Annotated in this window: 31 protein-coding genes and 1 pseudogene; 25 read left to right on the top strand and 7 right to left on the bottom strand. The window is 66.4% G+C overall.

Features of this window, described 5'->3' with window-relative positions; genetic code table 11:
- Positions 1-59: 59 nt before the first annotated feature.
- Genes I9P22_RS01835 through I9P22_RS01825 form a run of 3 tightly spaced genes read right to left on the bottom strand, consistent with a single transcriptional unit; the run spans position 60 to position 2223 of the window.
- Complete coding sequence (locus I9P22_RS01835; RefSeq protein ID WP_199257696.1) at positions 60-452, bottom strand: hypothetical protein; 393 nt, start codon at positions 450-452, stop codon at positions 60-62.
- Positions 449-1771, bottom strand: a complete 1323-nt coding sequence (locus I9P22_RS01830; RefSeq protein ID WP_199257695.1) for a recombinase family protein — start codon at positions 1769-1771, stop codon at positions 449-451. The genes I9P22_RS01835 and I9P22_RS01830 overlap by 4 nt, the downstream gene beginning before the upstream one ends.
- Positions 1768-2223, bottom strand: coding sequence for a DUF2924 domain-containing protein (locus I9P22_RS01825; RefSeq protein WP_199257694.1), 456 nt, complete (start codon positions 2221-2223; stop codon positions 1768-1770). Before I9P22_RS01825 ends, I9P22_RS01830 begins: the two co-directional genes overlap by 4 nt.
- Before the next feature lie 360 nt (positions 2224-2583).
- Here I9P22_RS01825 and I9P22_RS01820 point away from each other — a divergent pair, with 360 nt between their 5' ends.
- The 15 genes from I9P22_RS01820 (at position 2584) to I9P22_RS01750 (ending at position 14756) form a co-directional block, all read left to right on the top strand.
- Entirely contained in the window at positions 2584-3822 is a 1239-nt protein-coding gene (locus tag I9P22_RS01820) for a hypothetical protein (RefSeq protein WP_199257693.1), read from the top strand.
- A complete protein-coding gene (locus tag I9P22_RS01815; protein WP_199257692.1) occupies positions 3791-4720 on the top strand; it encodes a helix-turn-helix domain-containing protein in 930 nt (309 codons plus the stop codon). Before I9P22_RS01820 ends, I9P22_RS01815 begins: the two co-directional genes overlap by 32 nt.
- A gap of 108 nt (positions 4721-4828) precedes the next feature.
- A complete protein-coding gene (locus I9P22_RS01810) occupies positions 4829-5422 on the top strand; it encodes a sigma factor (RefSeq protein WP_199257691.1) in 594 nt (197 codons plus the stop codon).
- 13 nt (positions 5423-5435) lie between these two features.
- Positions 5436-5792, top strand: coding sequence for a hypothetical protein (locus I9P22_RS01805; RefSeq protein ID WP_083947703.1), 357 nt, complete (start codon positions 5436-5438; stop codon positions 5790-5792).
- A complete protein-coding gene (locus tag I9P22_RS01800; RefSeq protein WP_199257690.1) occupies positions 5792-6184 on the top strand; it encodes a hypothetical protein in 393 nt (130 codons plus the stop codon). Before I9P22_RS01805 ends, I9P22_RS01800 begins: the two co-directional genes overlap by 1 nt.
- Positions 6184-6702, top strand: a complete 519-nt coding sequence (locus I9P22_RS01795) for a hypothetical protein (RefSeq protein WP_199257689.1) — start codon at positions 6184-6186, stop codon at positions 6700-6702. Before I9P22_RS01800 ends, I9P22_RS01795 begins: the two co-directional genes overlap by 1 nt.
- A gap of 100 nt (positions 6703-6802) precedes the next feature.
- Positions 6803-7660, top strand: coding sequence for an ATP-binding protein (locus I9P22_RS01790; protein ID WP_199257688.1), 858 nt, complete (start codon positions 6803-6805; stop codon positions 7658-7660).
- An 18-nt stretch (positions 7661-7678) separates the two neighbouring features.
- Positions 7679-8425: a hypothetical protein gene (locus tag I9P22_RS01785; RefSeq protein ID WP_199257687.1), complete on the top strand. Its 747-nt coding sequence runs from the start codon at positions 7679-7681 to the stop codon at positions 8423-8425.
- Positions 8426-8507: 82 nt separating this feature from the next.
- On the top strand, positions 8508-8738 hold the full coding sequence (locus I9P22_RS01780) for a hypothetical protein (protein ID WP_199257686.1): 231 nt from the start codon (positions 8508-8510) through the stop codon (positions 8736-8738).
- A 140-nt stretch (positions 8739-8878) separates the two neighbouring features.
- Positions 8879-9106, top strand: a complete 228-nt coding sequence (locus I9P22_RS01775) for a DUF6511 domain-containing protein (protein ID WP_097031834.1) — start codon at positions 8879-8881, stop codon at positions 9104-9106.
- Between the two features lie 10 nt (positions 9107-9116).
- Entirely contained in the window at positions 9117-9326 is a 210-nt protein-coding gene (locus I9P22_RS01770; protein WP_199257685.1) for a hypothetical protein, read from the top strand.
- Complete coding sequence (locus tag I9P22_RS01765) at positions 9323-10120, top strand: hypothetical protein (RefSeq protein ID WP_199257684.1); 798 nt, start codon at positions 9323-9325, stop codon at positions 10118-10120. Before I9P22_RS01770 ends, I9P22_RS01765 begins: the two co-directional genes overlap by 4 nt.
- Positions 10117-10866, top strand: coding sequence for a hypothetical protein (locus tag I9P22_RS01760; protein WP_199257683.1), 750 nt, complete (start codon positions 10117-10119; stop codon positions 10864-10866). The genes I9P22_RS01765 and I9P22_RS01760 overlap by 4 nt, the downstream gene beginning before the upstream one ends.
- Positions 10863-12182: an ATP-dependent DNA helicase gene (locus tag I9P22_RS01755; protein WP_199257682.1), complete on the top strand. Its 1320-nt coding sequence runs from the start codon at positions 10863-10865 to the stop codon at positions 12180-12182. The genes I9P22_RS01760 and I9P22_RS01755 overlap by 4 nt, the downstream gene beginning before the upstream one ends.
- 9 nt (positions 12183-12191) lie before the next feature.
- Positions 12192-14756, top strand: coding sequence for a VapE domain-containing protein (locus I9P22_RS01750; protein WP_199257681.1), 2565 nt, complete (start codon positions 12192-12194; stop codon positions 14754-14756).
- 34 nt (positions 14757-14790) lie between these two features.
- Here the strand turns inward: I9P22_RS01750 and I9P22_RS01745 are convergent, their stop codons facing one another.
- Both I9P22_RS01745 and I9P22_RS01740 read right to left on the bottom strand, forming a co-directional pair.
- Positions 14791-15861 carry a helix-turn-helix domain-containing protein gene (locus I9P22_RS01745; protein WP_199257680.1) on the bottom strand — a complete coding sequence of 357 codons (1071 nt, stop codon included), beginning with the start codon at positions 15859-15861 and terminating at the stop codon, positions 14791-14793.
- A 7-nt stretch (positions 15862-15868) separates the two neighbouring features.
- Positions 15869-16489 carry a hypothetical protein gene (locus I9P22_RS01740; RefSeq protein WP_199257679.1) on the bottom strand — a complete coding sequence of 207 codons (621 nt, stop codon included), beginning with the start codon at positions 16487-16489 and terminating at the stop codon, positions 15869-15871.
- 506 nt (positions 16490-16995) lie between these two features.
- Here I9P22_RS01740 and I9P22_RS01735 point away from each other — a divergent pair.
- The 6 genes and pseudogenes from I9P22_RS01735 (at position 16996) to I9P22_RS01710 (ending at position 21355) form a co-directional block, all read left to right on the top strand.
- On the top strand, positions 16996-17517 hold the full coding sequence (locus I9P22_RS01735; RefSeq protein WP_199257678.1) for a crossover junction endodeoxyribonuclease RuvC: 522 nt from the start codon (positions 16996-16998) through the stop codon (positions 17515-17517).
- A 189-nt stretch (positions 17518-17706) separates the two neighbouring features.
- Positions 17707-18132, top strand: a complete 426-nt coding sequence (locus tag I9P22_RS01725) for a DUF6362 family protein (protein ID WP_199257677.1) — start codon at positions 17707-17709, stop codon at positions 18130-18132.
- A gap of 432 nt (positions 18133-18564) precedes the next feature.
- Complete coding sequence (locus I9P22_RS01720; protein ID WP_199257676.1) at positions 18565-19938, top strand: site-specific DNA-methyltransferase; 1374 nt, start codon at positions 18565-18567, stop codon at positions 19936-19938.
- Positions 19865-20449: pseudogene (locus I9P22_RS24455) on the top strand (DNA cytosine methyltransferase); the annotation flags it as partial. The gene I9P22_RS01720 and the pseudogene I9P22_RS24455, both read left to right, overlap by 74 nt.
- 202 nt (positions 20450-20651) lie before the next feature.
- On the top strand, positions 20652-21134 hold the full coding sequence (locus I9P22_RS24450; protein ID WP_233253143.1) for a hypothetical protein: 483 nt from the start codon (positions 20652-20654) through the stop codon (positions 21132-21134).
- Entirely contained in the window at positions 21131-21355 is a 225-nt protein-coding gene (locus tag I9P22_RS01710) for a DUF7220 family protein (RefSeq protein WP_199257675.1), read from the top strand. The genes I9P22_RS24450 and I9P22_RS01710 overlap by 4 nt, the downstream gene beginning before the upstream one ends.
- Before the next feature lie 53 nt (positions 21356-21408).
- On the opposite strand, the gene I9P22_RS01705 is transcribed toward I9P22_RS01710, so the two are convergent.
- Both I9P22_RS01705 and I9P22_RS01700 read right to left on the bottom strand, forming a co-directional pair.
- Positions 21409-21981, bottom strand: a complete 573-nt coding sequence (locus I9P22_RS01705) for a DUF3489 domain-containing protein (protein WP_199257674.1) — start codon at positions 21979-21981, stop codon at positions 21409-21411.
- A 90-nt stretch (positions 21982-22071) separates the two neighbouring features.
- Positions 22072-22332 (bottom strand): hypothetical protein, encoded by a 261-nt coding sequence (locus tag I9P22_RS01700; RefSeq protein WP_199257673.1) that lies wholly within the window; start codon positions 22330-22332, stop codon positions 22072-22074.
- A gap of 111 nt (positions 22333-22443) precedes the next feature.
- On the opposite strand from I9P22_RS01700, the gene I9P22_RS01695 reads away from it, so the two are divergent.
- From I9P22_RS01695 to I9P22_RS01680, 4 genes are read left to right on the top strand one after another with little or no spacing between them, the layout of a single operon-like run.
- Positions 22444-23040 (top strand): hypothetical protein, encoded by a 597-nt coding sequence (locus tag I9P22_RS01695; RefSeq protein WP_199257672.1) that lies wholly within the window; start codon positions 22444-22446, stop codon positions 23038-23040.
- Positions 22988-24994 carry a phage terminase large subunit family protein gene (locus I9P22_RS01690; protein ID WP_199257671.1) on the top strand — a complete coding sequence of 669 codons (2007 nt, stop codon included), beginning with the start codon at positions 22988-22990 and terminating at the stop codon, positions 24992-24994. The genes I9P22_RS01695 and I9P22_RS01690 overlap by 53 nt, the downstream gene beginning before the upstream one ends.
- Before the next feature lie 2 nt (positions 24995-24996).
- Positions 24997-25206: a phage head-tail joining protein gene (locus I9P22_RS01685; protein WP_135451139.1), complete on the top strand. Its 210-nt coding sequence runs from the start codon at positions 24997-24999 to the stop codon at positions 25204-25206.
- A complete protein-coding gene (locus tag I9P22_RS01680; protein ID WP_199257670.1) occupies positions 25206-26735 on the top strand; it encodes a phage portal protein in 1530 nt (509 codons plus the stop codon). The genes I9P22_RS01685 and I9P22_RS01680 overlap by 1 nt, the downstream gene beginning before the upstream one ends.
- Position 26736 lies beyond the last annotated feature (1 nt).

Genomic DNA, 26736 nt, shown 5'->3' with positions numbered 1-26736 from the left:
CACGAAAAGGTCTTGTTTTAAATTACCTATCGCGCCGGTTGCCATTTTGCACGCGGGAATCAGTTAACGTCGGACCAGAGCGCGTGCTGCTCTTTCCAGTCGGCCGGGAACGGGTCCATCAAATTGGCGAGCGTAATATTCGCGGGCTGATGGCCGTCGATCACGGCATCGACCAGTTCCGGGGAAAGGAGCGACAACCGCATCAGCCGCGCCATGTAGGTGAAGGCGATCCCTTCCTTCTCGGCCAGCTCGGAAATCGACGCGAACTCGCCCGACTCCAGCATCCGCTTCCAGCGGAACGCGCGTGCCAGCGCCTTGACCAGCGTGTTATCCGGCTTGCGTGCTTGCGCGGCGCCCTCCGGCAGCACCATCTCCTTCCGTCCGCCTCGCTTAATGATGCGGAACGGGACTTGGATGGTCATGGTGTCGGGGATGGGAGGGACGCGGGTCATGCTACAGCACCAACATCGGCGGTGATTTCGCGCGCCAGTGCCGCCAGTCCGTCCATGCGCAGGCGGACGTTGAGACCGCTGCTACCGATCTCGACCCGCTCGACGAACAGCATCACGATGCGTGCCTGCTCGGCGGGGAAAAGTTCGTCCCACAACGGATCGAGCTTCAGGAGTGCCGCGCGAGCGTCGGCCTCGGTGATTCCGTCGTCCTGCGTCCGCGCTGCCTTCCACGTGCCCGCGACAATCTCGGGTTGGCGGAAGACGGCACGCAGTTGGTCGATGACGGCGGCCTCGATCTCGCCCGCAGGCACGCGGCCGATGGGACACGCCCCGGCGCCGTGCTTCAGCACCGTCTGGCTGACGTAGTAGCGGTAGAGTTTGCCGCCCTTTCGGGTGTGTGTCGGCGAGAACGCGGCGCCATCGGGACCGAAGAGAAGCCCCTTCAGCAGCGCGGGCGTGTCGGAGCGAGTCCGGGCAGCCCTCTTGCGGGGGCTCTCCTGCAGGATGGCGTGAACCTTGTCCCAAGTCTCGCGGTCGACGATCGCGTCGTGTTCGCCAGGATAGCTGTCGCCCTTGTGGACCGCCTCGCCAAGGTAGGCGCGGTTTGACAGCATCCGGTACAGATACTTCTTGTCGATCCGGTTGCCACGTGGCGTGCCGAGGCCACGCGCGCCGACCTCGCTGGCCAGCACCGTGCAGGATCCGATTTCGATGAAGCGGGTGAAGATCCAGCGCACATGCGCGGCGGCTTCTTCGTCGATGATCAGCTTGCGGTTTTCGACACGGTAGCCGTAAGGCGGCACCCCGCCCATCCACATACCCTTTCTGCGGCTTGCCGCGACCTTGTCGCGGATGCGCTCGGCCGTGACCTCGCGCTCGAACTGGGCGAAGGACAGCAGGATGTTCAGCGTTAGCCGCCCCATGGAAGTGGTGGTGTTGAACGACTGCGTGACCGAGACGAACGTCACGCCGTTCCGGTCGAACACCTCGACCAGCTTGGCGAAGTCGGCGAGCGACCGGCTGAGACGGTCGATCTTGTAGACCACGACCACGTCGACCAGCCCGTCCTCGATGTCCTCCAGCAGCCGCTTCAATCCGGGGCGCTCCAGCGTGCCACCGGAGATGCCGCCGTCGTCATACTGATCGCGGACCAGCACCCAGCCCTCGGAGCGCTGGCTGGCGATGTACGCCTCGCAGGCCTCCCGCTGGGCGTGGAGGCTGTTGAACTCCTGCTCCAGCCCTTCCTCTGAGGATTTCCGCGTGTAGACCGCGCAGCGCAGCTTGCGGACGACCTTTGATTTTTCGGGCAGCTTCGTCATGTCCGCCCCCTGTGGTTCTTGAGACCGAAGAAGACCCAGCCATTCCAGCGCGTGCCGGTGATGGCGCGGGCGATGGCCGATAGCGACTTGTAGGGCCGCCCCTGCCACTCGAAGCTATCGGCGGTGACCGTCACAATGTACTCAACGCCCTGCCATTCCCGCAGCAGCCGCGTGCCAGTGATGGGGCGGTCGCGGTCGAGGCGGATGCCGCGCTTCTTCTTGTCGCCGCCGTCCAGTTCCTCGCCCAGCCGTTCCAGCCGTCGGATCGTCTCGGGCTTCAACCCGCCATAGGCGAGTTCCTGGATGCGGTAGGCCAGGCGGGATTCAAGGTAGCGCCGGTTGAACGGCGGCGGCTCGCTGTCGAACAACTCACGCCACTGCTTTTTCAGGTCGGGCGTCGGGATGGTCTTCAGCGCGGCCACGCGCGCGGGGATGGGATCGTGCGTCGTCATGTTTTCTCCGTTGGGTTCGGGGTTGCATGACGGCATCGGTCGGGCGGATAGTGTAGGCGAATTTCTCCAGTATCGTCAGAAGGTTCGCCCCGCTCCCGCTGCATCAATCGCACCAGCCCGAGGGCGAGCAGCCCGCACAACTCGGTGCGGCGCTCTGCGGCGGTCATCTGGTCGGGCGGCAGGGGATTGGGGCGTTTCATGCGAGCAAGTCCGTGTTGGCTTGCCCTGCCTCTACTCAGCCGATCCGAGAAACGTCCCACAGGGAAAAATGGCGGTTACGCGAAAGGCCGGACTCGACTCATGGTTGATCGATCTAGTAGAACATAATCAGAACAGGCCGGCCGTTTGCGAGGTATTCCCGTGGGTTCCGATCTCAAGAAATTTGTTAATCCGAAGTTTCTCAAAACCATTGATCCGACCCTGATGCGGACTTTGTTCGTTCGGCACTTCGGCGAGGATGAGCTGCCTGTGTCATTCGAGGGAGAGGCCCCAACCATTCGGGCAGCTCTGGCGGCGCATTTCGAAGGTACCGTTGCTGGCTGGAACGCCGGAATGGTCGCCGATTTGCATCGCGTTGCCGAGCTTGGAACCAGCGAGGGCATGCAGCTTATTCTGAACGAAGCCCGTCGTCGTGGCGTGGTTCTCTATCCCGAGCCTGACCCTGACGACGCCGAGGCAGCGCCCATTCGCCATGATCCCAAACACGTCGCGCTGCACACCTACCTGCTGCACCACCGCGTTTTCGAGGCTGCAGCCGACTTCCATGCGCTGCGCGCGCCGACATCGCCTGCAGAGTTTCGCGGACCAGAGCGGGACGTGGGTGCGGACCTGACCGAAGAAATGACTGAAGCTTTCAAGGCCGCAGTGATCAATCTGTTTTCGCAGGACCTGCAGGGTCAATATTGCCGCCTTGGGCCCTATGAGGAAGATGGCGAAATCAACCTGGTGATCAGCCACGGCGCGCAAGTCACCACGACGCCGGTGGTCACCGGCGACCGGGAAGAGATCATCACCCTTCGCGCGGTCAAATATGCGGTGCTGCGGTACTCCCCGGTGGAGGGGCGCCTGTTCGTCGGCGGCGTGGTCAAGGCGCAGCAAGGCGAGATCGCCGAGCTTTTCGCCCGGCATATCCTGCGGCGGCCAGGCTTCTTCTCGGGGCGGGACGCGCGTGATCTCTATACGCTCGATCCGATCAGCGATGCCGGACCCGATTTCGCGTTCCGTCATCGCTATGACGAGACCATCAAGGAGGTTCGGATCGTGGCCGCCGCCGCTGACCTCTTCGAGCGGGATGAAGAGGATCAGCGCTGGCGGCATGTGCGCAGCTGGGAATCGAAGGATGCATCCGGCGGTGCGCTTACGCATTTCCGGGGCAGCGAGGTGCGGTTTGGCCGGGGCTGGCGGTTGGGCGAGATCACCTTCCGGGTCGCCTTCGAAACCGGCGCCAAGCGGCCGGCACAGGTCACGGTGCGGCTGAAGCCGCCAGGGACGCTCGCCTTCCGCCGGACGCGGTTCGAAAAGGCAATCCACACGCTGGTTCAGCGCAATGGGCTCGAGAAGGACCGCGATGCTGGCATGGTTGTGGACGCGGCTGAGTGAGGGTGGCGCCCGGGTCGCGATCTCGGGCCGGGCGTTGGGCCGATTTCCCGCAAGCGAATTTGAGCGCTTCTTGCGAGCGCAGGTGCTGATCGAAGAACGGAGGGCCGATACCTGGTCGGTCTGCGCCGAGTGCGACTGCGGGCTAGACGCGCGCCCCGTCGAACAGTTGGGTGATGCATTTCGGGCCTGCTGCCCGCACGATCAGTCCGAAGACGTGATCCTCCAGAAGGACGATCTGCGCCGCTTTTCGGTCGACGTCGACAGGCTCGTGGCCCGGATTGCGGCCAGCGGGAATCTTGGCGGCGCTGTCGCCCGCGTTGCGGACGGCCTCTGGCTATTGGGGGAGACCCCGTCTGGGCATGCCGTGGTCCTGTCATTCGATGCCGACAACCTGGTTACGCCGGGCGCGGTGATGGCGATCAGGGCGGTCGTGGGGCCAAAGCCGATCATGGCAATCGTCCACGACCTTTCCGCAACAATCGCCGTCAGGCTGCGGGAGGTTGGAGTCGAGCCCCACGAAATTGCAGCGGTTTTCAAGGCAGGGTCGGATGGCACGGAACGCCTCGTCCTCGATCCGCCATCTTCAGTTCCGCGCCTTGTCATGAAGCTTTCGGCGCAATCGGTCACTCTCGACGGCCGTCGGCTAGACCTGCCGACTCAGATGTTCGCGCTGTTTCGTCTGCTGATCGAGCAATCCGTCAAGCGTGATCCAGTCCTGAAAAAGCAGGATATTGAGAGGCAGACCGGCCGTCCCGCCAATGAAATCGCCCGCGACCTGCGCAACGCGCTTATCTCCTCCGGCATGCCCGAGGCGCAGGCGAAATCGCTGGTCGCGACGGTTCGCGCGCGCGGCTATCGGATCGGCCTCGACCCTGCCGAAGTGGTCATCGAGCCCTGAGGCCGTCCCACACAATCCGCACATAACAAACACACGGCAATCACACCGGCAGCAGCGCGCTGAACGGCACATTCGGAACAACAGCAACATGTTCCGAGGTGCTCCCGAATGTTTCCGCCGATTTCCCCCGACGAGCTTGCCACACTGATCGACGAAGCGGCCATTGCCGCGCGCCGCCTGCATCGCAAGCTGGTGCTGCCTGCCGCCGATCTCGACGATCTCCGCCAGGACCTGCTGGTCGACCTGATCTGCCGGCTGCCCGGCTTCGACGCGCGCCGTGGCAGCATCGGCGCCTTCGCCAACATCGTCCTGCGCAACCAGTCCTCGCGCATCGCCATCCGCCATCATCGCCAGCGCAGGATGCAGGGCCGCACGGTGCTTTCGCTCGACGCCCCCGTTTCCGGCGCGACCCAACCTCTGGGCTGCTTGCTGGCAGAAGCAGACGGTCTGGCCGCCTGGCATGGGCAGGACCGCTCCGCCACGGACGACGCCGACACAATCCACGATCTCGCCAGGGTGCTGGGCGGCCTGCCCGAGGAGGCCCGCGGGCTTTGCGCGGCGCTTGGCACCTGCGCTGTCGCAGAGATCGTCGAGCGCACCGGCACCTCCCGTTCCGCCCTCTACCGTCACATCGCCCGCCTGCGGCTCGACCTCGCCATGCGCGGGATCGGGACCGAGTGGGACGGTTCGAAAGCGGCGTGAGTAGAGGACCGACATGGAGATGATCGTCATGCCCCTCACAGAATTCACGCCCGCAAAGGCCCGGCCGCTCACCGACATCGAGTTCTGCGCCTGGATCGGCCAGGCCATGCCGGGCGACCGTCTCGAGTATCATCGTGGGTTTCTCGGGATCGATACCACGGCGGTGATTTCCACCTTGCCGGAACCGGAACGCCGCAGGCTCGGGGCGCTGGCCAGTGCCGCTCACCGCGCCTTCGAGGCCGCGCTGGTGCATCTGGTGCAGGTCCGCGTCGGCCCCGACCGCTTCGCCTATCTGGCCATCGCGCGAACCAAGCCGCGCCATGCGCCGATCCCGTTCTCCCAACTCATCGCGACAGAGGAGGCCGCCTGATGCGCGCCACGCTTGCCTGGATCGGGGATCGGCTCCCGCCGTCCCTTTACTTCCTTCTGGCCGGAAGCTCGGCCGCATCCCTCAACGGAGACCACGACATGATCGAGCCCAACAGCCCGCTTGCGCGCCTGCGCAAGGCTTTTCGCAGCCTTGAGGATCTGCCGGAGGTGATCCCCTCCGCCGGGCGTCCCGGCGATGCCACCGATCCGCTGCCCGTCGAGACCGCGAGTGTCGACGATATCGCCATCGCGATCGTCGCCGCGAATGCCGAACTCTCGGCGGCCATCCAGCGATCCTCGGCGCTGGAAAAACTCCACCGTCTGGCGCGCGAAGCCGGAGCCGTCGGCACGGACCGCGCCGTGGATGCGGCCCTGAAACGGGAGGGGCGCTGATGGCCATGCCGTTCCCCAGCACCGACGCGCCGACAGAGGCACGCTTCGACAACGTGCCGAAGTTCGAGGATCTCGACCGGCTGTCCATCGGCGAAATCGCCGACATGCCGCCAGACCTGCTGTTGGCATTGCAGGAGGCGGCAGCGTCTGAGACCGCGCGGGTCAAGCGTCTGAAGGACCGTTTCGAAGCGGCACTGGCGCAGCGTTATGGCGCCGCGACCGAAGTCGAGCGGTCTGCGCAGGGCAAGACCAGCGGCACCGTGCGGGTCGAGGACGACGGGATCGTCGTGATCGCCGACCTGCCGAAGAAGGTCTCGTGGGATCAGGACCGCCTCGCCGCGATGGCCGAGCGCATCCGCGCCGCCGGCGACGATCCGACCGAGTATCTCGAGATCGCCTACCGCGTGCCCGAGCGGCGCTACGGCGCGTGGCCCGACGCCATGCGCGAAGGCTTCGCAGCCGCCCGGTCCGAGACCACCGGCAAACCCGTGTTCCGGCTCGAGACTCGAGACCGGTGACGCGCGGCGGCGGGATGCCCGAGCGGTAACGCCGGGCAGGTTCCCCTTCGGCACCCGGTCACCCCCGCCGCCGCGCCCTTTCAATCCTTCGGAGAATACCATGGCCTTCCGCATCATCACCGCTGACGAACGCCTCTCGGCCGCCGAGAACAAGACCTCTCTCGCCATCTTCGGCCCACCGGGCGTGGGCAAGACCACGCTTCTGAAATCCCTACCTGCCGAGGAAACCGTCTGCCTCGACCTCGAGGCCGGGATGAAATCGGTGCAGGACTGGCGCGGCGCGTCGATCCCGGTGCGCAGCTTCACCGATTTCCGCGATCTTGCGGTGCTGATCGGCGGGCCGGACCCCGCGCAGCATCCGCAGTCCTGGTACGGGACCGAACGGCATGCGTGGCTGCAGGCCCAGCACCGCGACAGTGGCATCGAGGCCTTCCTCGCCGCGCGCCGCATCGTCTTCGTCGACTCGATCACCGATCTGACGCGGCAGGCGATGGCCTATGCCCGCCAGCAGCCCGAGGCCTTCTCGGACCGGACCGGGAAGCCCGATGTCCGGGGCGCCTACGGGCTTCTGGGGCGAGAGGTGATCCAGGCGCTGAAGCACCTCCAGCATGCACGCGGCAAGACCGTGATCTTCGTCGGCGTGCTGGAAAAGGTGACCGACGATTTCGGCGCCGTCACCTGGCAGCCGCAGATGGAAGGCAGCAAGGCGGGGCGGGAATTGCCCGGCATCGTGGACCAGGTGGTTTCTATGCAGCTCTTCGCCCGCGATGCCGAAGGCGGCTGGGTGCTGGACGAGACCGCATCCGATCGCCGCCTTGTCTGCAAGTCTGGCAATCCCTGGGGCCTTCCCGCCAAGGACCGTTCGGGCCGTCTCGACCTGACCGAGCCGCCCGACCTCGGCGCGCTGCTCGCACGGATCGACGGCCGCGCCCCCCATCAACCCACTTTCGCCTCCTGATCCTTGAAAGGAACTGACATGAGCTACGACCTGAACGACGCCCAGCCGCAGATGGCCCCCATTGGCGAACTGATCCCGGACGGCACCTTCGCCAAGGTCCGCCTGACCATCCGCCCCGGCGGGGTGAACGGCGCGACCCCGATGGATGCGGGTCTGCTGAAGGCCTCGCAGTCCAGCGATGCGCGGATGCTCGATTGCGAATTCACCGTGGTCGAGGGCCCGCATGCCCGCCGCAAGTTCTGGCAGAGCTTCACCGTGGCAGGCGGAAAACTTGACGAGAAAGGCCAGTCAATCGGCTGGAAGATCTCGAAATCCACGTTTCGCGCCATGGTCGACAGTGCCCTCGGGCTCGATCCTCGCGACGAAACCCCGGCGACCAAGGCCAAGCGGGTGCTGCCGGGCCTCAAGCACCTCGACGGCATCGTCTTTGCCGCCCGGATCATGGTGGAGCCCGCCTCGAACCCGCAATACCGCGACCAGAACCGCATCGCCAACGTCGTTCTGCCGGACGAGCCGCAGCATACCGCCATCATGCGCGGTGAAACCGTCCCGCCGGAACCCGTCAACGCCCCGCCGCGCAAGGCCGCGAGCGCCGCGCCGGGTTGGCAGGCGCCGACGCCGGCATGGGGCGCGGCAGCGCAGCCCAATGCGACGGCCGCTCCGGCCTGGGGGGCGCAGAACGCACCCGCAGCGGCTGCCGCGCCCCAAACACCGGGACCCGCAGCACCGGGCACCCCGGCGATGCCCGCGTGGCTCAATGGCTGAGGTGCGGCGGAAGCGGCGGCCGGGTGGTTCCGTTGGGACGCCTGCCGCCGAGCCCGAAGGGGATGGGCCGGCAGACCGGCCCATGACCCCCGACGAATGGCAGGCGCATGTGACGCGCGCCGCCGCGCTGGAGATCGGAACATGGCTCGAGGCCCGAGGAAGACTGCACCATCCCATCGCAAGCCTCACCCTCGGCGACCTCGAGGCCATGGCGAGCAACGCGATCTCGCGCTGGATCGTGATGCAGACCGAGAAGCTCCAGCGGGCGGGATGGCCGCCGGAGGACCCGATCGCGAATTTCCTGCTGGGTTAGCGCTCTGCGCCGTCTGTGCGCGGGAGGCCCGCGGCTTCGGCTACGTCCACCGGCTCCAGCACGACCGCTATCCCTATCACCGCTTCTGCTCGCTCCGCTGTCAGGACGTGGGCAGCGCAATCGCCCAAAGGATGAATGGCATGATCGACAAGACTGCCCGCGAGGCACAGGCGATCCGCGACGCGCGGGCGCTCTTTGCCGAAGCGTTGACCGACCTAGGGCTCATGGAGCCCTTCTTCCACCGCACCGCCGCCGATATCGACCGGCTGATCGAGGCGGCCGTCACCGGCTATGTCGACAGCATGCTGGCGCAGGGCGCGCGCAAGGAGCGGACCGGCACGGCCCATGACGATCCGATTCCGTTCTGAGGGGGCCGTCATGATCGATCTGAACAATGAGACCGCCCCCTGGACTGACCTTCTTGCTGCCGCGACGGCGAACGCCATCACCGATTTCGAGGTCGAGTTCTGCGAGAGCCTGCGTCAGAAGCTGGAGACATTCGGCGCGCGCGCCCGGCTGACCGAGGCCCAGCATCACAAGCTAACCTGCATCGCGCAGGCTGGCGGGTTCTGGGAGCGCGACCAATGATTGACCTGAACCATGGCTCTGGTTGCCTCTATGGCCAGGATGCGCCGCGTCCGCCGATCGCCACTGCCGTTACGTCCGCCATCGATGCGGCCCTGACGGCGCGCAATCGCGCCGAGCGCCCCCGCACCTATGTCAGTTCCTCGGGGCTGGGGCGCGACTGCCTGCGCCAGATCCAGTATGACTACCTCGCCGTTCCCAAGGACGAAGGCCAGGAATTCGAACCGCGCATCCTGCGGATCTTCGAGGCGGGGCATCGGGCCGAGGACATCGTCGCGGGCTGGTTCCGGATCGCCGGGTTCGACCTGCGCACCGAACGCCCCGATGGCCGCCAGTTCGGCTTCGCGGCCATGGCGGGCCGGTTCAAGGGGCATATCGACGGCTGCTTCGTCTCCGGCCCCGTCGCGATGGATTATCCCGCGCTCTGGGAGAACAAGGCGCTCGGCGCGTCGAGCTGGAAGGATGTGGTCAAGCGCGGCGTCAGCATCGCACGCCCCGTCTACGCCGCCCAGATTGCGCTCTATCAGGCCTATATGGACCTGCCCAATCCGGCGCTCTTCACCGCGCTGAACCGCGACACGATGGAATTGCACACGGAACTGGTGCCGTTCGAAGCGCGACTGGCGCAAGAGATGTCGGATCGCGCGGTCACGGTTGTGCAGGCCTCGGCGGCGGGCGAATGGTTGCCCCGGGCGGCGACCGAACCCACGGCCGTCGTCTGCCGGGGTGGCATGGCTGGTGGCAAGTGGCACGCGCCCTGCGCATGGGCCGCCAAGTGCTGGGGTGAGCGGCGATGATCCCTGACGCCTATGATCTCAAACGGATTGTCCGCGCCCATCGCGCGCGCTTCTGGCTGCCGGACCTGCTCGAAGGGTTCGAGTTCGCACCGGTCTGGCGCTTCGCCGATCAGGCGCAGTTCGATTCCGACGACGTCGATGCGCTGGCCCGCCGCCTGGCGGCCGGTCCGCAACGGTTGCCGCACCCCGAGACGATTTTTGAGTTGGCCGACCGCAGCCGGACCATCCGCAGCCAGATCGTCTATGCCCGGCAGCGCGACGATGGCATCGAGGCGGTCTGGCTCGCCCTGTGGCGCAACCCCAGACGCTGGACCGATATCCATGCCCATGTCCGGATCGCGGATGGCGGCATCGCGGAATTCGCCATCAATCCGGCGCTCCGCGATGCAGGGCTGGCGGAACAAAGCGGTCAGGCGGCCGCAGCCATCGTCTGGCGCGGGGTCGCGATCCTCGCATCGGCAGCGAGCATCAGCGAACGCCAGATCGCCCCGGTCAAGCGCAAACCCTTCGCGCGGGATGGCGTGCGCGGCTGGACCTGGCATCAGGTCGCCATCGATCCGGCCCGGGTTCGCAAAGCATCCGAGCGGCTCGGTGGCAGTCATGCCAGCCCGCGCTGGCACCTGCGTCGAGGGCATTGGCGGCAGTTGCCGGACGGTCGGCGCATCTTCGTGCGCCAATGTGAAGTGGGCGATCCCGCGCGCGGCGGGGTGGTGAAGGATTATGCGGTGGAGGCGCGGCAGACATGACGGAATTTACCCCATCGGCCGCGCAGGCCGCCGCCATAGCCGAGGTCCGCGACTGGTTCGAGAATCGCACCGAGCAGCAACAGGTGTTCCGGCTCTTTGGCTATGCCGGATCGGGCAAGAGCACGGTGCTGAAGTTCGCGCTCGATGAGCTTGGCCTGTCGCCCCATCGCGGCGCGAAGGACGGCACCTGCGTGCCGGGTGTGGTTACCGCCACCTTCACCGGCAAGGCGGCGCTGGTGCTGACCCGCAAGGGCACGCCTGCGCGCACCATCCACAGCCTGATCTATTCCGTGATCGAGGCCACGGAAGCGGAAATCGAGGCCGCAGCGCAGAAGGTCCGCGAGGCCGAGACCGCCGCACGGCGCCTCACCGGCTTTGATCGCACCACGGCCGAGGCCGCGATCGAGGCCATGCGGCAGGCGCTCTCGGCGATGAAGCATCCCCGTTTCGCCCTGAACCCGCAGAGCGATGCCGCGGATGCAAGGCTGATCGTCCTCGACGAGGTGTCGATGGTGGGCGAGGAGATGGCGCGCGATCTGATGAGTTTTGGCAAGCCGATCCTCGTTCTGGGCGATCCCGGACAGTTGCCGCCGATCAAGGGCGAAGGCGCCTTCACCCGCGATACGCCCGACGTGATGCTGACCGAGATTCACCGTCAGGCGACTGAGAGCGCGATCATCCGTCTCGCCACCATGGCGCGGATGGGCGAGCCCATCGGTTTTGGCACCTACGACACCCATGTCGCCAAGATGCGCAAGGGCGACATTTCGCCGGAACAGGCGCTGCGCGGCGGGCAGCTGATCTGCGGGCTTAACGCGACACGGTTGCAGATCAACAATGCGATGCGCGCGGCGGCCGGGCTGGGCGGGACATATTTGCCCACTGGCGCGGCGGAAAAGATCATCTGCCTGAAGAACGACAACTCGCTCGGTCTGATCAACGGCATGTTCCTGACCCTCGAGGATATTGTCGACGAGGGCAGCCTCTATTTCTCGGCCGTGGTGCATGACGAGGACGGGCGCCGGGTCTCCCCCTTCGACAGCGACGGCCGCCCCGGGCGGCTGCGCATCTACAAGGGGCATTTCGAGGACCACATCGCCTACGACGCCAAGCGCCATGACCGCGACTGGCGGGAAAAACGCAAGCTGACCGAGGCGACTTTCGGCTGGGCGATCACCGCCCACAAGGCGCAAGGGTCGCAGTGGGAGAACGTGATCGTCTGGGACGACGGGCTGGGACGCAGCGAGATCGACCGACGCCGCTGGCTCTACACCGCCATTACCCGCGCCGAGCGCGGGCTCGTCCTTCTGGCCTGAGGGGGCGCGATGATCGATCTCAACGATGTCGGCACGCCGAAAGCACGCCACGATCTGGCGGCCGTAAAGGACCGGCTGGCGGCGACCGCTGGCGACTGGCTCCCCGGCATCTTTCCGGAGGCGCGGCTTGCGCGCGACCGTCGTTCCTTGCGCTGTGCCGACCTGTCCGGCCGCCCGCCGCGCAAGGAGGGGTCTTGTACCATCCACCTTGACGGGCCCTATGCCGGCTGGGGTTTCGACTATGCCACCGGCGAAAGCGCAGGGCCGATCGATCTGATCGCGCAGGCAACCGGGCTCTGCGATGGCGCGCTCTTCGACGAGGCGGCGCGGATTGCCGGGATGGATCATCCCGCGCCCCGAAATGCGCCACGCGCGAAGCCCGATCATACCGGCGAGATTGCGCGACTGATCGACGGCGCACAGCCGCTCGCTGGCACGCCCGGCGAAACCTACCTCCGCATCCGCGGCGTTGCCGATCCGGGATGCCCGGATCTGTTGTTCCACCCCGATCTGCCGGATTTCGACACGCGACGCGGTTGGCCGGGCCTGATCGCATTGCCACGCCTGGCAGACGGCACCCGCGCTCAGGGTATTCACCGGACCTTCCTGCTCGACGACGGCAGCGCCAAGGCGTCTGCCGGGAAGAAGATGCTGGGATCGGTAGCGGATGCGGCCGTGCGCCTGTTCGCCATGCCTGCGGACGGCCATCTCGGCATTGCCGAAGGCATCGAGACCGCCCTAGCGGCGCATGCCCTGTTCGGCACCGCCGTCTGGGCGGCGCTCTCTGCCGATGGTTTCGCGCGGTTTCAGTGGCCGGCGGGCACGACACGGGTCACGATCTACGCCGATGCAGGCGACGCAGGTCGTCAGGCCGCTGCGACCCTGTCGGATCGGCTGAACCGGGCCGACATTCCGAACGAAATCGTGGTCCCGCTGCATGGTGATGATTTCAACGACGATCTGATGCGCGGGGCGCGTGCGGCCGACTATCGCCGGGATATTTCGGCAGACGAGCCGGTCGGTATTGAGGCCATGACGACAGTGGCGGCTCCGGCACCTGGCGATCCGGACGCTCTGATTGCCGCCGCCGAGGCGCTGACCAACCCGCCCGAACTCGCCGCGCTCTCCAGCCTTCTCGGCCGCCTTGCGCTTGCCCGGCTCGATCCGCTGCCCGAACGCCAGATCCTCGCCCGGATCAAGACTGCGACCGGCATCTCCATGTCGATCCTCGACAAGCAATTGACGGAACTGCGCCGCCGCGTGCATGTGACGGGCGATCCGCAGGGCAGGATTGCGCGTCCCGCCTGGTTTGGGCGGCTGTGCCAGGATCTGTCCGGCACGCCCGAGCGCAACGAGGCCAATGTGATCATCGCCCTGTCCTCGGATCCGGTCTTTGCCGGGCTCCTGGCCTTCGACGAGTTCGCGCAAGGTATCGTGGTTCGTCAGCCGTTGCCATGGGATGATCCGGCCATCCGATTTCCGCGCCCCTGGGACGATGCCGACGATGTGCGCACCGCCGAGTGGTTGCAATTGCGCGGGCTGAACGTCGCCCCGATGGTTGTCGGCCGTGGTGTCGGCGCGGTGGCCCGCGACATGCGCATCCATCCGGTTCGCGACTGGCTCGACACCCTGAAATGGGACAGCACGCCCCGGATCGAGACCTGGACCAGCACCTATCTCGGCGCCGCGCCGACAGCCTTCCATCACACCATCGGTGCACTCTGGCTGATCTCGGCCGTGGCCCGGATCTATCGGCCCGGCGTGAAGGCCGATCATATGCTGATCCTCGAAGGGCCGCAGGGCGCGCGCAAATCGACGGCAATCAAGGTGCTGGCGGGCGAGGAATGGTTCACCGACGAGCTGCCAGAGCTTGGGTCCAAGGACGCCGCCATTCACATGCAGGGCGTCTGGATCGTGGAGATCGCTGAACTCGATGCGATCGGTCGCGCCGAAGTCTCGCGTATCAAGGCGTTCCTGACCCGCACCACCGACCGCTTCCGTCCGCCCTACGGCCGTTACACCGTCGAGGTGCCGCGCCAGTGCGTCTTCGCGGGCACCGTGAACCCCGACACCTATCTGCGCGATGAAACCGGCAACCGCCGCTTCTGGCCGCTACGCTGTGGAAGCATCGACATCGCCGCAATCGCTCGCGATCGGGATCAACTCTGGGCCGAAGCCGTCCACCGTTTCCGCGAAGGCGCGATTTGGTGGATCGACGATCCGGCGCTGCTTGCCGAAGCTCATGGAGAACAAGAGCGCCGCTACCAATCCGACGCTTGGGACAATCTGATCGAGAATTGGCTGACGCACGAGGTCCGCACAGTGTCCGACGGCTACCCGGACTACGGCAATTCCCGCACCGAAAGCGTCCCGCGGCCGGAACCACTGAGCGACGTATCGGTCGGCGAGATCCTCGATGAAGCGATCGGGCTCGAACCCGGACGTTGGACACGTGGCGACCAGATGCGTGTTTCGGCCTATCTCAAAGCCAACGGCTGGGAGCGATATAGGCGGCGCGACGAGGGAGGGCGCGCGGCAGGTCGGGAGTGGCGGTATCGGAAAGCCCAGACGTAGTCATCGCACGTCTGGGCATCCCGATACCCTCTTTCTACACGGCTCGCAGCGGCGCTCTTTCCTGCCGCTCACCCCCGCCATCATCGGCGGTCAAGCTCCAGATAAGCCCCTCTACTTCTCCGAGCGGGAGGCCGAGTTCTCGCGCAATGTCAGCCTTGGTTACGCGCTCCTGCCAAAGCATCGTAAGCACCTGGCGCCAGACCTTTGATTTCTCGCGACCGATGCCGTTCGGTTCACCGGTGCGGTAGCCGCGCTTCGTCAGGTCGATGCAGATCGACTTGTATTGCCACTCCGAAAGTCGCTTCAGCTGATGAAGACGATAGGCCATCGCCATTGCCGAAACACGCCATCGGGCTTTGGCGCGAATGACGGTATCCGTTGTGACCCGCCTCGGAATGCGGGCTATGACATCTTCGGCGGGCATCAGGAACGCCGAAGCAAAGGCGTTTGCCTCACGCTCGACATTTCGTCCCTTCTTTGGGTCGCCATGCTTGTGCATGACGAGGTGAGCCAGTTCATGTGCGGCATCGAAACGACTGCTTTCGGCGGTCTTGAAGTTGTTCAGGAACATGTACGGCTTGCCGCCGCGCCAGAAAGAGAAGGCGTTGACCGACGCGGTGTTCTCGGTAAGCGAAAACAGCCGAATTCCTTTGACTTCCAAAAGCGCCATCAGGTCAGAGATGGGTTGCTGCCCAAGCGCCCACTGCTGCCGCATGTGCGACGCTGCCACCTCAGGGTCGCTTTCGTACGACAGATCGATCAGATCGGGCTCCGGCAAGCCAAATCGCTCCTCGACCCATCCGCTCAGCATGAGTCCCACCGATCCGGCGCCAAGAGAGGCATCGCGCTCCTTGGCCGTCATCTTCGAGAATGAGCGGAAACTGACAGCACCGGGATCGACGGCATCCACCTTGGGTCCGAAGAAGAATTCTTCCGGGTATCCAAGCGCCTCTGCCAGCTTCCCCACCGTATGCGGCTCAGGCTCGTTCCGGCCCTGCTCGAGACGTTTGATGGTGTCGACGCTAACGCCAGCCTGTTCGGCAAGCGCTTTCGCCGTTAGCCCGCGCCGCGCACGAGCCAATTTCAATCGTGATTCTTCAAACATGTGACGCCTACTTGCGCACGATCTTGGGCTCGAATTCCTCCGCGATGCCGTCGTCGTCGAGATTCAGGAGCATGTCTTCTTCGTCGCCTTCGGGAAGCAGGAAGATGCGCTCCACTGCGCCTTCGAAGGTCTTGCCCGAAATCTTGGGCCGAGTGAGTTCGGCCCGTCCCATATCGTCGACCATGAGGTAATAAAACGCGAGCCCCACGGCATCGTCACGGACGAAGAAACGAAGTTCTTCCGGATCGAAAAGCATCGGGCCGCAGGCACGTTCGGACGCCGCACCCTTGTCCGAGCGCGGCTTCGGCGCCTTGTCGCCACAGGCGCGATCGACGTTGCAGAACCCGATCTTCAGCCCTTTCTGGTCGTTGCGGATGGTCTCGACCCCGTCTTTCCGGTCGATGACCCATTCGTCGCCAATGAACTCCTGGCGGAGAGATGCGACACCCTCGTGATAGCCAAAGGTGCCTGCCGCGTTCGAAGGATGCAGCGCCGTCGCGTTTCCACTCGCAGTGCGAGCCGCGCGGACCGAGTTGATCAAACCCTCCATCGACAATCCCATCTCGGCGATGCGACGGTCCACATCCCAAGGCTCACCCAGTATCTTCGTTTCAACCCATCCTGCCATGCTCGATTCCTCATGCCCGTTTTTTCTCCCTACTTGTAGGTCAAAAAAACGGGCATGGTCAAGACATCCCTTGTCCCCAATCGTCCCAACCTTCGCAGTAGACCCAACGCTGCCCCAACTTCCATCTCGCGTTGGGGACACAAGAAAGCCTGCAGAAACAACGGTGTCCCCAACCTTATGCTGTTTCCCCAACCTATTGATGACTATTCATGTGGAACGATGAAAATCGTCGGGGCCATACGATTCCATGTAAAAGGAGTTGACCACCCGTTGGGGACACAGCGGTTGGGGCGCCACTCCATCAACTCATTGAATTGGAATGATAAAGGTGTGACCCAACCCTATTGATCCTTGGGTTTGAGGGTCCAGAGGTTGGGACGGGGACCAAACAGCGCCGGTTGTTTCCCTTAAACGGCGCGCCGTCGTTTTCGCTTTGGGGCAGACTCGGTGCATGCTAAATCTGACCGCGACCGAAGCCGAAGGCCCACAGTTTGTGAGCCTTCACGATGAACACACAGATCTCCGCGCAGGAAGTCCGCCCCGAGCAGGGGCGCATTTTCATCTCCTGCATCCTTGCCCTCGACCTCGGGACGACGACAGGTTGGGCTTTGCGCAGCCATGACGGCCTGATCACCTCCGGCACGACGTCATTTCGCCCCGGACGTTTCGACGGCGGTGGCATGCGCTACCTGCGCTTCACCAACTGGCTGACCGAGATCGACCGGCTATCAGGCCCAATCGCCGCGATCTGGTTCGAGGAAGTCCGCCGCCATGTCGGCACGGACGCTGCCCATGTCTATGGCGGGCTGATGGCTACGCTCACGGCATGGGCTGAACTCCGCGGCATCCCCTATGAGGGCGTTCCGGTTGGGACGATCAAGCGCCACGCCACCGGCAAGGGCAACGCCGACAAGGAGGCGATGATTGCGGCCACGCGGGCGCGCGGGTTCAGCCCCGCCGATGACAACGAGGCGGATGCCATCGCCATCCTGCATTGGGCGATCGAAACGAACGGGGGTGTTGCGTGAGGTGGTATCCCCGAGGCTATGGTGGCACGCGCCGTGATCCAGATCGCGTCAAGCAGGACGGCTGGCATGACCATGGGCTACTGGCCGTGTCCATCGACGACCCGCGTCTCACCTGGCCGGAGCAGGAACTGGTCCGCCAGCTGGGCGAAAAACTCTACGGCCCGCGTATCGAGCCAAGGGAGGTGGCCAATGGGTGATTGGACCCCGGCTATGGTCGAAGCGCGCCTTGAGAGCGCAGCCGATGTTTTCCGGTCGCTGCCCGAGGTCAAGCCGCAGGGCTACTTCAACGCTTGGCCCGAGTATTTCCACAGCTTCGCCGATCAGGTCGGTCAGGAAGCCCGGATGCGACGGCCGAAGCCAGGCCCGCGCGACATCACCCAAGCCGACGACGCGCTGCTGTGGCTGCGCTGGCTGGACCCGGCCGACGCGCGCCTTGTGTGGCTCCGGGCGAACCGCAAGCCATGGAAGCCGATCTGCTGGGAACTGGGCATCAGCCGCGCCACCGCCAACAGGCGCTGGCAGTATGGCATCGCCGTCATCGTCTGGCGTCTGAACGGCAAGCGAGTGCCGTCGAAGCGGTCTATGGATTTCGTGGTGGCGAAGGTGACGCACTGAACCTGTCAATAGCCGTCGCGTGGGCGAGACACTTTCAAGCGAGACACCAGACGCCAAGACAGATCGCGTCCAGGGCGCTACAGATTCAATATACTCGGGAGAGGAGCGCGCAGGCAGAGGCCGCGTCACTGGCTTCCGGGGTCCAGCGAGGGAACCAGTCGGGGTCCGAACTGCCAAGCCTTTGATATCTTGGTTCCTTCCTGGCGATATTCGTATGCTGGCGGGCGAAGCGCGGCGCATCGCCAGTGACAGGGCCGTTTTTTTGGGAAGCCGCCCCGTCAGGCGTCCACCCGCGCAACGCTGAAAACCACAAGAAATCAAACCCATGGACCCGGATTCCACCGTGGCCACTGGACCCTTCATGGCGTCCAGGCAGGCCGCTGGCTTCCGGAGTCCAGGGTATCCACCCCCATTCGAGGCGAACCCACCCCCATGACGCTGAGCTTTGCCCCAGAGCGGATCGAGACCTGGCCGCTGTCGCGCCTGCAGCCCTATGCGAAGAACGCGAAGCTGCACGGCGCCGATCAGGTCGCAAAGCTCGCTGCCAGCATGGCCGAGTTCGGCTGGACCGTGCCGTGCCTCGTCGGCGAGGACGGAGAACTGATCGCGGGCCATGGCCGGGTGCTGGCCGCGACGCAGCTTGGGCTGAGCGAGGCCCCGGTGATCGTGCTCGGGCATCTGACCGAGGCACAGCGTCGGGCCTATCGTCTGGCGGATAACCGGCTTGCGGAATCGCCGTGGGACGAGGCCCTTCTTGCCGCAGAGCTTCAAGACCTGTTGGCCGAGGACTATGACCTGTCGCTGGTCGGTTTTTCCGACGGCGAATTGGACAAGCTGCTGGCCTTCGTGCCCGAGGGCGAGGATGACGATCAGGGCGGCAACGGTGGCTCGGTGCCGCCGGTGACGATCCCCGAACCGCCACGCAATCCGATCTCGCGCACCGACGATCTCTGGATCCTCGGCGACCATCGGCTGCTCTGCGGCGACAGCACTTCCCATGACGATGTCCGCCGCCTGATGAATGGCGAGCGCGCCATCTTGTTCGCCACCGACCCGCCATATCTGGTCGACTATGATGGCTCGAACCACCCGACCCGGAACAAAGACTGGTCGCAGTCCTATGGCGTGACTTGGGACGATAGCAGCCAGGGCGCGGAACTCTATGACGGGTTCATCGCCGCCGCTGTCGCCGAGGCGATCACCGAGGACGCCGCCTGGTACTGCTGGCATGCCTCGCGCCGTCAGGCGATGCTCGAGGCCTGCTGGGAGAAAGCCGGGGCCTTCGTTCATCAGCAGATCATCTGGGTGAAGGACCGCGGGGTTCTGACCCGCTCCCATTACCTCTGGAAACACGAGCCCTGCTTCATGGGCTGGCGCCGCCCGAACCGCCCGCCGAAGGTGGCCGAGCAGACGTTGCCATCGACCTGGGAGATGCCGTCCTTCGCTAAGGACGAGCGCCCCGATCACCCGACCCCGAAACCGCTGGACGCGTTCGGGATCCCGATGCGCCAGCATGTGGCGCGGGGCGGCCTCTGCTACGAGCCGTTCTCGGGCTCCGGGTCACAGATCATGGCGGGCGAGGCCAACGGGCGGCGCGTCTTCGCGATGGAAATCAGCCCGGCCTATGTCGATGTCGCCGTCGAACGCTGGCAGGGCGATACCGGCCGCGATGCCATCCTCGACGGTGACGGTCGGACCTTCGCGCAGGTGAGGGCCGAGCGGCTGGGCGACGATGCCGCCCCCACGGCAGATGCGCCGAACACGGACGCCCCCGAACCCGCGCGAAAGCGCAAGACCGCCGCGTGACATGCATGACCTGGCTTTACCTTCCTCCGGATGCGCTTCCGGAGCCGGAGACGCATGCCTCTTCGGCCTCTCCCTCTGTTCCGGAGCGGGCGGGCTCGATCTCGGGCTCACCATCGCCATCCCCGGATATCGTGCTGTGGGCCATGTCGAACGGGAAACCTACGCCGCAGCCACTCTCGTGGCGCGGATGGAAGACGCGTCCCTGGATCGCGCGCCTGTCTGGGACGACGTTGCCACCTTCGACGGCCGCCCGTGGCGCGGCGCGGTGGACATCGTCACTGCGGGCTATCCGTGCCAGCCGTTCTCTGTCGCGGGCAAGCGCCGGGGCGCGGACGACCCGCGCCACCTCTGGCCGCATGTCGCCCGCATCGTCGACGAGGTCGAGCCGCCCTTCGTCTTCCTCGAGAATGTCGCCCATCATCTCCGCCTCGGCTTCCCCGAAGTCGCCGCAGGACTGGTCGGCATGGGCTACCGCCTTGCGGCAGGCCTCTTCACGGCGGCGGAAGTCGGCGCGCCCCACAAGCGCGAACGTCTCTTCATCCTCGCGATCCGCGAGGGGGACGAGCTGGCCGACCCCGCGCGCCTGCTCTGGCACCCGGTCGAGTGGCGGCAACCGGACGGAACTGCTGCGGCTCTGGCCGACGCCTCGCGCCAGCGCCAACGAGAACCGGCAGACGAAGCCGACACCTTCGCAGGAAGCGGGGCAGCATGGGATGAACCTCGCGACAACGGCAGCGCTCTGGCCGACACCGCAGATCGACAGTTTCCGCAGTCGGGGCGGCGAGCGGCGCGACGAGAAGGGTCTGGACCGCATGGCGCGGGACTGGCCGACGCCGATGGCGAACGACGGCTGCAAGCCGAGCGCGGGCAACCGGCGGTCGGCCGATCTGACCCATGCGGCGGGGATGTGGATGACGCCGACGGCGCGGGATCACAAGGATGGAGCGACGACATTGGCGAACACGCCGGTGAACGGCCTGCTTGGCCGCCAGGTCCTGGTGACGCCGATGGCTGGGAGCGATACCTCCGAGCCGCGCCGGACCTTGAACCCGCTGTTCGTCGAGGCGCTGATGGGCTGGCCCACCGGGTGGACCGGCTTCGGCTCTGTGGCAACGGCGTGGTCCCGCTGGTTGCGGCGCATGCGCTGCGAACTCTGGCGGCTCAACTGTGGGCCGATGGATGAGGCCGTAGCATGAAGCAGTCGCGCCTCATGTCGCTGGTCGAGTCCGTCGCCAACGTGATCGTCGGCTACGGCGTCGCGGTCGTGACGCAGATCCTGATCTTTCCGATCTTCGGGCTGCACACGACGCTGGCGCAGAACCTGAAGATGGGCGCGGTGTTCACCGTGGTGAGCATTGCACGGTCCTTCGCCCTGCGGCGGGTGTTCGAGGCGATCCGGATGCGGAGCGCCAAATGATCGACCGCCGCCCCGGAGGGACGGCGGCCATCAACTTTTCGGGGTCCGGTGCGTCAGGCGGCGGGGAGTCTGTACACGCGCCCGCGTCCTTCGACCTTCTCCGAGGTCACCTCGAGCCCGAGTTTCTTCTTCAACGCCCCGGCCATCGCGCCGCGCACCGTGTGCGACTGCCAGCCCGTCGCGGCCATGATCTCCTCGATATTCGCGCCGTCCGGCGCGCGCAGCATGGCGATCAGCGTGGCCTGCTTGGTGCCCTCGCGCGGTGTGCGCGTCTTGGGCGCAGCCTTCGGTTCGGTGGGGGTGTCCGGCGCGGGCTCCTCGGTCGGCGCGTCCGTCGTGCACACGGGCGCGGTGTTCGCGTCCTCGGGCTCGATGCCGATGGCGGCGAGGCCTGCGTCGGTGGCGACCAGCGTGACGCCGTGGCCGTCGCCAGTCTCGCGCCAGACGGGGTCGCCCTTGCGCAGGTTGGCGTCGACCTCTTCGAGGAAGCCCTTGGCGAGCATAGCGCCGACCACCTTGGCCGCGGCGCCACCGCGCAGGCTCTCGGGCAGCGGCAGGGCGATGTGCTCGGGCCGCTGGGCGGCGGCGCTCAGGATCAGGGCTTGGGTGTCGGAAAGTTTGGTCATCGTCGTCTCCAGTATCGGGGCGCGCGGAATGCGGGCCCTTCTACGAGGCCGAGCCCGCCAGTCGGCGGGCGGGACCGGGAGTGGGTCGTCTCACTCGGCGTGTTCGCCTTCGCTGAAGGCCATGTCGGTGATCTCGCGCAGCTTGGCGCGATAGTGGTTCAGGGTGCCGACATGGCCCCAGTTGATCTCGTCGGGGTGGGTCTCGAAATGGTCTGCGCTGAGGGCGGCGAGCCGCTCCAGCATCGCGTCGATCTCGGTCTTGGCGGCGATGAAGGCGTCGAGGGCTTTGTTCGACCGCTCCCTCGAACCGGTGGCGGGAGCGGTCTCAATGTCAGTCGCGCGGCGGGTCATCTTGGTGGCTCCTTGGTGAGTTGCATCGCTTCTTTGAAGTGACGTTCGCTCCGCTGGCGAGGCTTATCAACTCGATAAGCACATGATCTTGAATGTTAATCGGAGCCGTCGATGCAGGGCATGAGCGAGCGCCAGTACGCCGCGCATGTCGGGCTGTCGCGCGGTGCGATCCAGAAGGCGAAGACGGCCGAGCGGCTGGTCCTCTATGCCGACGGCAGCATCAACGCGGCGGCCAGCGACGCCAGACGGGCCGAGACGACGGACCCGTCGAAGACCCGCAAGCCGCCCGCGCCGAAGCTGAAACCCGTCCCCGAGGCTGCCGTGGCCGCCGTCGGCGACACGCTGCGCGAACAGGGGCTGGCTGTTCCGGCGGTGGGCGGCGGCCCGACCTTCCTGCAGGCCAAGACGGCGAACGAGGTGCTGAAGGCGCAGGAGCGGCGCATCCGGCTCCAGAAGCTGAAGGGGGAGTTGATCGAGCGGGCCCGCGCGCTGGCGCTGGTGTTCCGCCTGGCGCGGGAGGAACGGGACGCGTGGGTGAACTGGCCCGCGCGTGCGGCGGCGCTGATGGCGGCCGAGCTCTCGGCCTCAAGCAGCGAAGCGACGGGCCAGCAGATCACCGTGGAACCAGCCGCGATGCAGAAGGTCCTGGAAAAACATGTACGCGCCCACCTCGACGAACTCGCCGAGGTCCGGCCCGACTTCCGGTGAGAGCGGCGATGGCCTGACGGACTTCGACGGCGCGGGCGAGATCCTGCGCGCCTGGGGCAACGGGCTGCGGCCCGACCCGGACCTGACCGTCTCGGAATGGGCGGACCGGCACCGGATGCTCTCGGGCCGCGCCTCGGCCGAACCCGGGCGGTATCGCACGGTGCGCACGCCCTATATGCGCGAGATCATGGACCGTCTGTCGCCCGGCGATCCCACGCAGCGGATCGTGTTCATGAAGGCGGCGCAGGTCGGCGCGACCGAGGCGGGCAACAACTGGATCGGGTTCGCCATCCACCAGGCGCCGGGTCCGATGCTGGCCGTCCAGCCCACGGTGGAACTGGCGAAACGCAACTCGCGCCAGCGCATCGACCCGCTGATCGACGAGAGCCCCGAGCTGCGGGAGCGGGTGAAGCCCGCGCGCTCGCGCGACGCGGGCAACACCATGCTATCGAAGGAGTTCGCGGGCGGCATCCTGATCATGACCGGGGCGAACTCGGCGGTCGGGCTGCGCTCCACGCCCGCGCGGTACATCTTCCTCGACGAGGTCGACGCCTATCCGGCGTCCGCCGACGAGGAAGGCGACCCGGTCACGCTGGCCGAAGCCCGGTCGCTGACCTTCGCCCATCGGCGCAAGGTGCTGCTGGTCTCGACCCCGACCATCCGTGGGCTGAGCCGGATCGAGCGCGAATACGAGGCGAGTGACCAGCGCCGGTTCTTCGTGCCGTGCCCGCATTGCGGAGTGATGCAGTGGCTGAAGTTCGACCGGCTGCGCTGGCAGAAGGGCCGCCCGGAGACGGCCGAGTATCACTGCGAGGGCTGCGAACAGGCAATCGCGGAGCACCACAAGACGGCGATGCTGGAGGGCGGCGCATGGCGGGCGACCGCGACGGCCGCGGATCCGAGCACGGTCGGGTATCACCTCTCGGCGCTCTACTCGCCGATCGGTTGGTTGAGCTGGGAGCGGATCGTGCGAGCATGGGACGCGGCCCAAGGGTCGGACGAAGCGATCAAGGCGTTTCGGAACACCATCCTCGGCGAGACATGGGTCGAGACCGGGGAAGCGCCCGACTGGCAGCGGCTCTACGACCGGCGCGAGCGCTGGACATCCGGGACCGTGCCTGCGGGCGGGCTGTTCCTGACCGCCGGTGCCGACGTGCAGAAGGACCGGATTGAGGTCGATGTCTGGGCCTGGGGTCGCGGACTTGAGTCGTGGCTCGTCGATCACGTTGTCATAGAGGGCGGGCCCGACCGGCATGACGCCTGGTCGGAGCTGACCGCGCTGCTCGATCGGTCCTGGCCGCACGAGCGGGGGGCGCATCTGCGGATCGCGCGGCTCGCCATCGACACCGGCTACGAGGCCCCGGCGGTCTATTCCTGGTCGCGGGCGCAGGGGTTTGGGCAGGTGTCGCCGGTGAAGGGCGTCGAGGGGTTCAACCGCTCGAGCCCGGTGTCGGGCCCAACCTTCGTCGACGCGACCGAGGGCGGCAAACGCCTGCGGCGCGGGGCCCGGCTCTGGACCGTGGCGGTCTCGACCTTCAAGGCCGAGACCTACCGCTTCCTGCGGCTGGCGCGCCCGACCGACGAGGAGATGGCCGACGGGGCGGCATTCCCGCCCGGTTCGGTGCACCTGCCACACTGGGTCGAGAACGAATGGCTGAAGCAGTTCGTGGCAGAGCAGCTGGTGACGGTGCGCACCAAGCGCGGCTTCGCCCGGCTGGAATGGCAGAAGCTGCGCGAGCGCAACGAGGCGCTGGACTGCCGGGTCTATGCCCGCGCCGCCGCCTGGATCGCGGGCGCGGACCGCTGGCCCGACGAGAAATGGCGCGACCTCGAGGATCAGCTCGGGGTCGTCGACGCCTCTGCGGATCCCGCGGGGCAGATCAACAGGCAAACGCAGACGTCGCAGGGCAAACGCCGATCCGACTGGCTCGGACGGCGCGGAGGGTGGTTTTGAACATGACGGATTGGACGGAAACCGAACTTTCTGCGCTGCGCCGCGCCTATGCCAGCGGCACGACCCGGGTCAGCTATGACGGCAAGTCGGTGGATTACGGCTCGGCCGAGGATCTGTTGGCGCGCATCCGCACCATCGAGCGCGCCATCGCGGGCAGCACGCGGCCATTGCCGGTGGCCGGGCTGGCGGGCTTCTCGCGCGGGGATCGCTGATGTCGGCGACCTGGTTCGATCACGCCATCGCCACGGTGGCGCCGCGCATGGCCGCGCGCCGCGTGATGGCGCGCCAGGCGTTCGAGACCCTGACGCGCGGTTACGATGGCGCCGCACGCGGGCGGCGCACCGAGGGCTGGCGCGCGCCCGGATCCTCGGCCGACACCGAGATCGGCGTCGCCGGGGCGCTGCTGCGCGACCGGATGCGAGACCTGGTGCGCAACAACCCGCATGCGGCCAAGGCCGTGGCGGTGCTGGTCAACAACATCATCGGCGCGGGCATCATGCCCCGCGCCGCGAGCGGAGACGACACGCTCGACCGCAAGGTCGACGCGCTCTTCGAACGCTGGACGGCGGACTGCGACGCCGATGGCCAGCTCGACTTCTACGGCCTGCAGACGCTGATCTGCCGCGAGATGGTCGAGGCGGGCGAGGTGCTGGTGCGCCGCCGCCTGCGGCGTGCGAGCGACGGTCTGCCGGTGCCGCTGCAATTGCAGGTGCTCGAGGCCGACTTCCTCGACGCGACCAAGTCCGGCGTCCTCGGCGCAGGGCGGCTGGTGCAGGGGATCGAGTTCGACCCGGTCGGCAAACGCCGGGCCTACTGGCTCCACGCGGAGCACCCGGGCGACGCCTATGGCGCCTTGCAGAACGGCCTGCAGAGCCGCCCGATCCCGGCGAGCGAGATCGCCCATGTCTACGAGAAGCAAAGGACGCAGGCGCGCGGCGTTCCCTGGGGCGCGCCGGTGATCCGGTCCTTGCGCGATCTCGACGATTACGAGGTGGCCGAACTGGTCCGCAAGAAGACCGAGGCCTGCGTCACCGCCATCGTCTTTGGCGACGACGAGGCGCAGCAGGGCATCGCGCCCTCCGTGGTCGATGCCGACGGCAATCGGGTGGAACAGTTCGAGCCGGGGCTGATCGCCTATGCGCGGGGCGGCAAGGACATCCGCTTCAACCAGCCCTCGGCCACCGGCGGCTACGGCGAATACAAGCGGGCGAGCCTGCACACGATCTCGGCCGGGTTCCGGGTGCCCTACGAGCTGCTGACCGGGGACCTCAGCCAGGTGAACTATTCCTCGATCCGGGCGGGGCTCGTGGAGTTCCGCCGCCAGATCGACGCCGTGCAGTGGCAGCTGTTCATCCCGATGTTCTGCGCCCCGGTCTGGCGCTGGTTCACCGAGGCCGCATGGGCGGCGGGGCAGATCCCGTCGCCCATCGTGCCGGTCGAATGGTCGCCGCCGAAGTTCGAGGCGGTCGACCCGCAGAAGGACGCGATGGCGAACCTCCTGTCGATCCGCTCGGGCACCATGACCTTGGCCGAGGTGATCGCGAAACAGGGCCGGAACCCCGACGCGGTGCTGGCCGAGATCGCCGCGACCAACGCCAAGCTCGACGCGCTCGGGCTGGTGCTCGACAGCGACCCGCGGCGCGTCACCAAAACCGGCAGCGCGCAGAGCAACGATCCTGCCGACGACGAACCGGCCGCAGACGCGAACAATGACCCGGCGCAGGCCGACCAACAGGACTGAC

This window comes from Paracoccus binzhouensis (genome assembly GCF_016446475.1).
GTDB lineage: Bacteria > Pseudomonadota > Alphaproteobacteria > Rhodobacterales > Rhodobacteraceae > Paracoccus > Paracoccus binzhouensis.
This window is presented reverse-complemented; position numbering and strand designations above follow the sequence as displayed.

Excerpts from the sequence above, each read along its gene's own strand:
- I9P22_RS01835 (WP_199257696.1), bottom strand. The coding sequence starts at position 452 with ATGACCCGCGTCCCTCCCATCCCCGACACCATGACCATCCAAGTCCCG.
- I9P22_RS01830 (WP_199257695.1), bottom strand. The coding sequence starts at position 1,771 with ATGACGAAGCTGCCCGAAAAATCAAAGGTCGTCCGCAAGCTGCGCTGC.
- I9P22_RS01825 (WP_199257694.1), bottom strand. The coding sequence starts at position 2,223 with ATGACGACGCACGATCCCATCCCCGCGCGCGTGGCCGCGCTGAAGACC.
- I9P22_RS01815 (WP_199257692.1), top strand. The coding sequence starts at position 3,791 with ATGCTGGCATGGTTGTGGACGCGGCTGAGTGAGGGTGGCGCCCGGGTC.
- I9P22_RS01810 (WP_199257691.1), top strand. The coding sequence starts at position 4,829 with ATGTTTCCGCCGATTTCCCCCGACGAGCTTGCCACACTGATCGACGAA.
- I9P22_RS01805 (WP_083947703.1), top strand. The coding sequence starts at position 5,436 with ATGGAGATGATCGTCATGCCCCTCACAGAATTCACGCCCGCAAAGGCC.
- I9P22_RS01800 (WP_199257690.1), top strand. The coding sequence starts at position 5,792 with ATGCGCGCCACGCTTGCCTGGATCGGGGATCGGCTCCCGCCGTCCCTT.
- I9P22_RS01795 (WP_199257689.1), top strand. The coding sequence starts at position 6,184 with ATGGCCATGCCGTTCCCCAGCACCGACGCGCCGACAGAGGCACGCTTC.
- I9P22_RS01790 (WP_199257688.1), top strand. The coding sequence starts at position 6,803 with ATGGCCTTCCGCATCATCACCGCTGACGAACGCCTCTCGGCCGCCGAG.
- I9P22_RS01785 (WP_199257687.1), top strand. The coding sequence starts at position 7,679 with ATGAGCTACGACCTGAACGACGCCCAGCCGCAGATGGCCCCCATTGGC.
- I9P22_RS01780 (WP_199257686.1), top strand. The coding sequence starts at position 8,508 with ATGACCCCCGACGAATGGCAGGCGCATGTGACGCGCGCCGCCGCGCTG.
- I9P22_RS01775 (WP_097031834.1), top strand. The coding sequence starts at position 8,879 with ATGATCGACAAGACTGCCCGCGAGGCACAGGCGATCCGCGACGCGCGG.
- I9P22_RS01770 (WP_199257685.1), top strand. The coding sequence starts at position 9,117 with ATGATCGATCTGAACAATGAGACCGCCCCCTGGACTGACCTTCTTGCT.
- I9P22_RS01765 (WP_199257684.1), top strand. The coding sequence starts at position 9,323 with ATGATTGACCTGAACCATGGCTCTGGTTGCCTCTATGGCCAGGATGCG.
- I9P22_RS01760 (WP_199257683.1), top strand. The coding sequence starts at position 10,117 with ATGATCCCTGACGCCTATGATCTCAAACGGATTGTCCGCGCCCATCGC.
- I9P22_RS01755 (WP_199257682.1), top strand. The coding sequence starts at position 10,863 with ATGACGGAATTTACCCCATCGGCCGCGCAGGCCGCCGCCATAGCCGAG.
- I9P22_RS01750 (WP_199257681.1), top strand. The coding sequence starts at position 12,192 with ATGATCGATCTCAACGATGTCGGCACGCCGAAAGCACGCCACGATCTG.
- I9P22_RS01745 (WP_199257680.1), bottom strand. The coding sequence starts at position 15,861 with ATGTTTGAAGAATCACGATTGAAATTGGCTCGTGCGCGGCGCGGGCTA.
- I9P22_RS01740 (WP_199257679.1), bottom strand. The coding sequence starts at position 16,489 with ATGGCAGGATGGGTTGAAACGAAGATACTGGGTGAGCCTTGGGATGTG.
- I9P22_RS01735 (WP_199257678.1), top strand. The coding sequence starts at position 16,996 with ATGAACACACAGATCTCCGCGCAGGAAGTCCGCCCCGAGCAGGGGCGC.
- I9P22_RS01725 (WP_199257677.1), top strand. The coding sequence starts at position 17,707 with ATGGGTGATTGGACCCCGGCTATGGTCGAAGCGCGCCTTGAGAGCGCA.
- I9P22_RS01720 (WP_199257676.1), top strand. The coding sequence starts at position 18,565 with ATGACGCTGAGCTTTGCCCCAGAGCGGATCGAGACCTGGCCGCTGTCG.
- I9P22_RS24450 (WP_233253143.1), top strand. The coding sequence starts at position 20,652 with ATGAACCTCGCGACAACGGCAGCGCTCTGGCCGACACCGCAGATCGAC.
- I9P22_RS01710 (WP_199257675.1), top strand. The coding sequence starts at position 21,131 with ATGAAGCAGTCGCGCCTCATGTCGCTGGTCGAGTCCGTCGCCAACGTG.
- I9P22_RS01705 (WP_199257674.1), bottom strand. The coding sequence starts at position 21,981 with ATGACCAAACTTTCCGACACCCAAGCCCTGATCCTGAGCGCCGCCGCC.
- I9P22_RS01700 (WP_199257673.1), bottom strand. The coding sequence starts at position 22,332 with ATGACCCGCCGCGCGACTGACATTGAGACCGCTCCCGCCACCGGTTCG.
- I9P22_RS01695 (WP_199257672.1), top strand. The coding sequence starts at position 22,444 with ATGCAGGGCATGAGCGAGCGCCAGTACGCCGCGCATGTCGGGCTGTCG.
- I9P22_RS01690 (WP_199257671.1), top strand. The coding sequence starts at position 22,988 with ATGTACGCGCCCACCTCGACGAACTCGCCGAGGTCCGGCCCGACTTCC.
- I9P22_RS01685 (WP_135451139.1), top strand. The coding sequence starts at position 24,997 with ATGACGGATTGGACGGAAACCGAACTTTCTGCGCTGCGCCGCGCCTAT.
- I9P22_RS01680 (WP_199257670.1), top strand. The coding sequence starts at position 25,206 with ATGTCGGCGACCTGGTTCGATCACGCCATCGCCACGGTGGCGCCGCGC.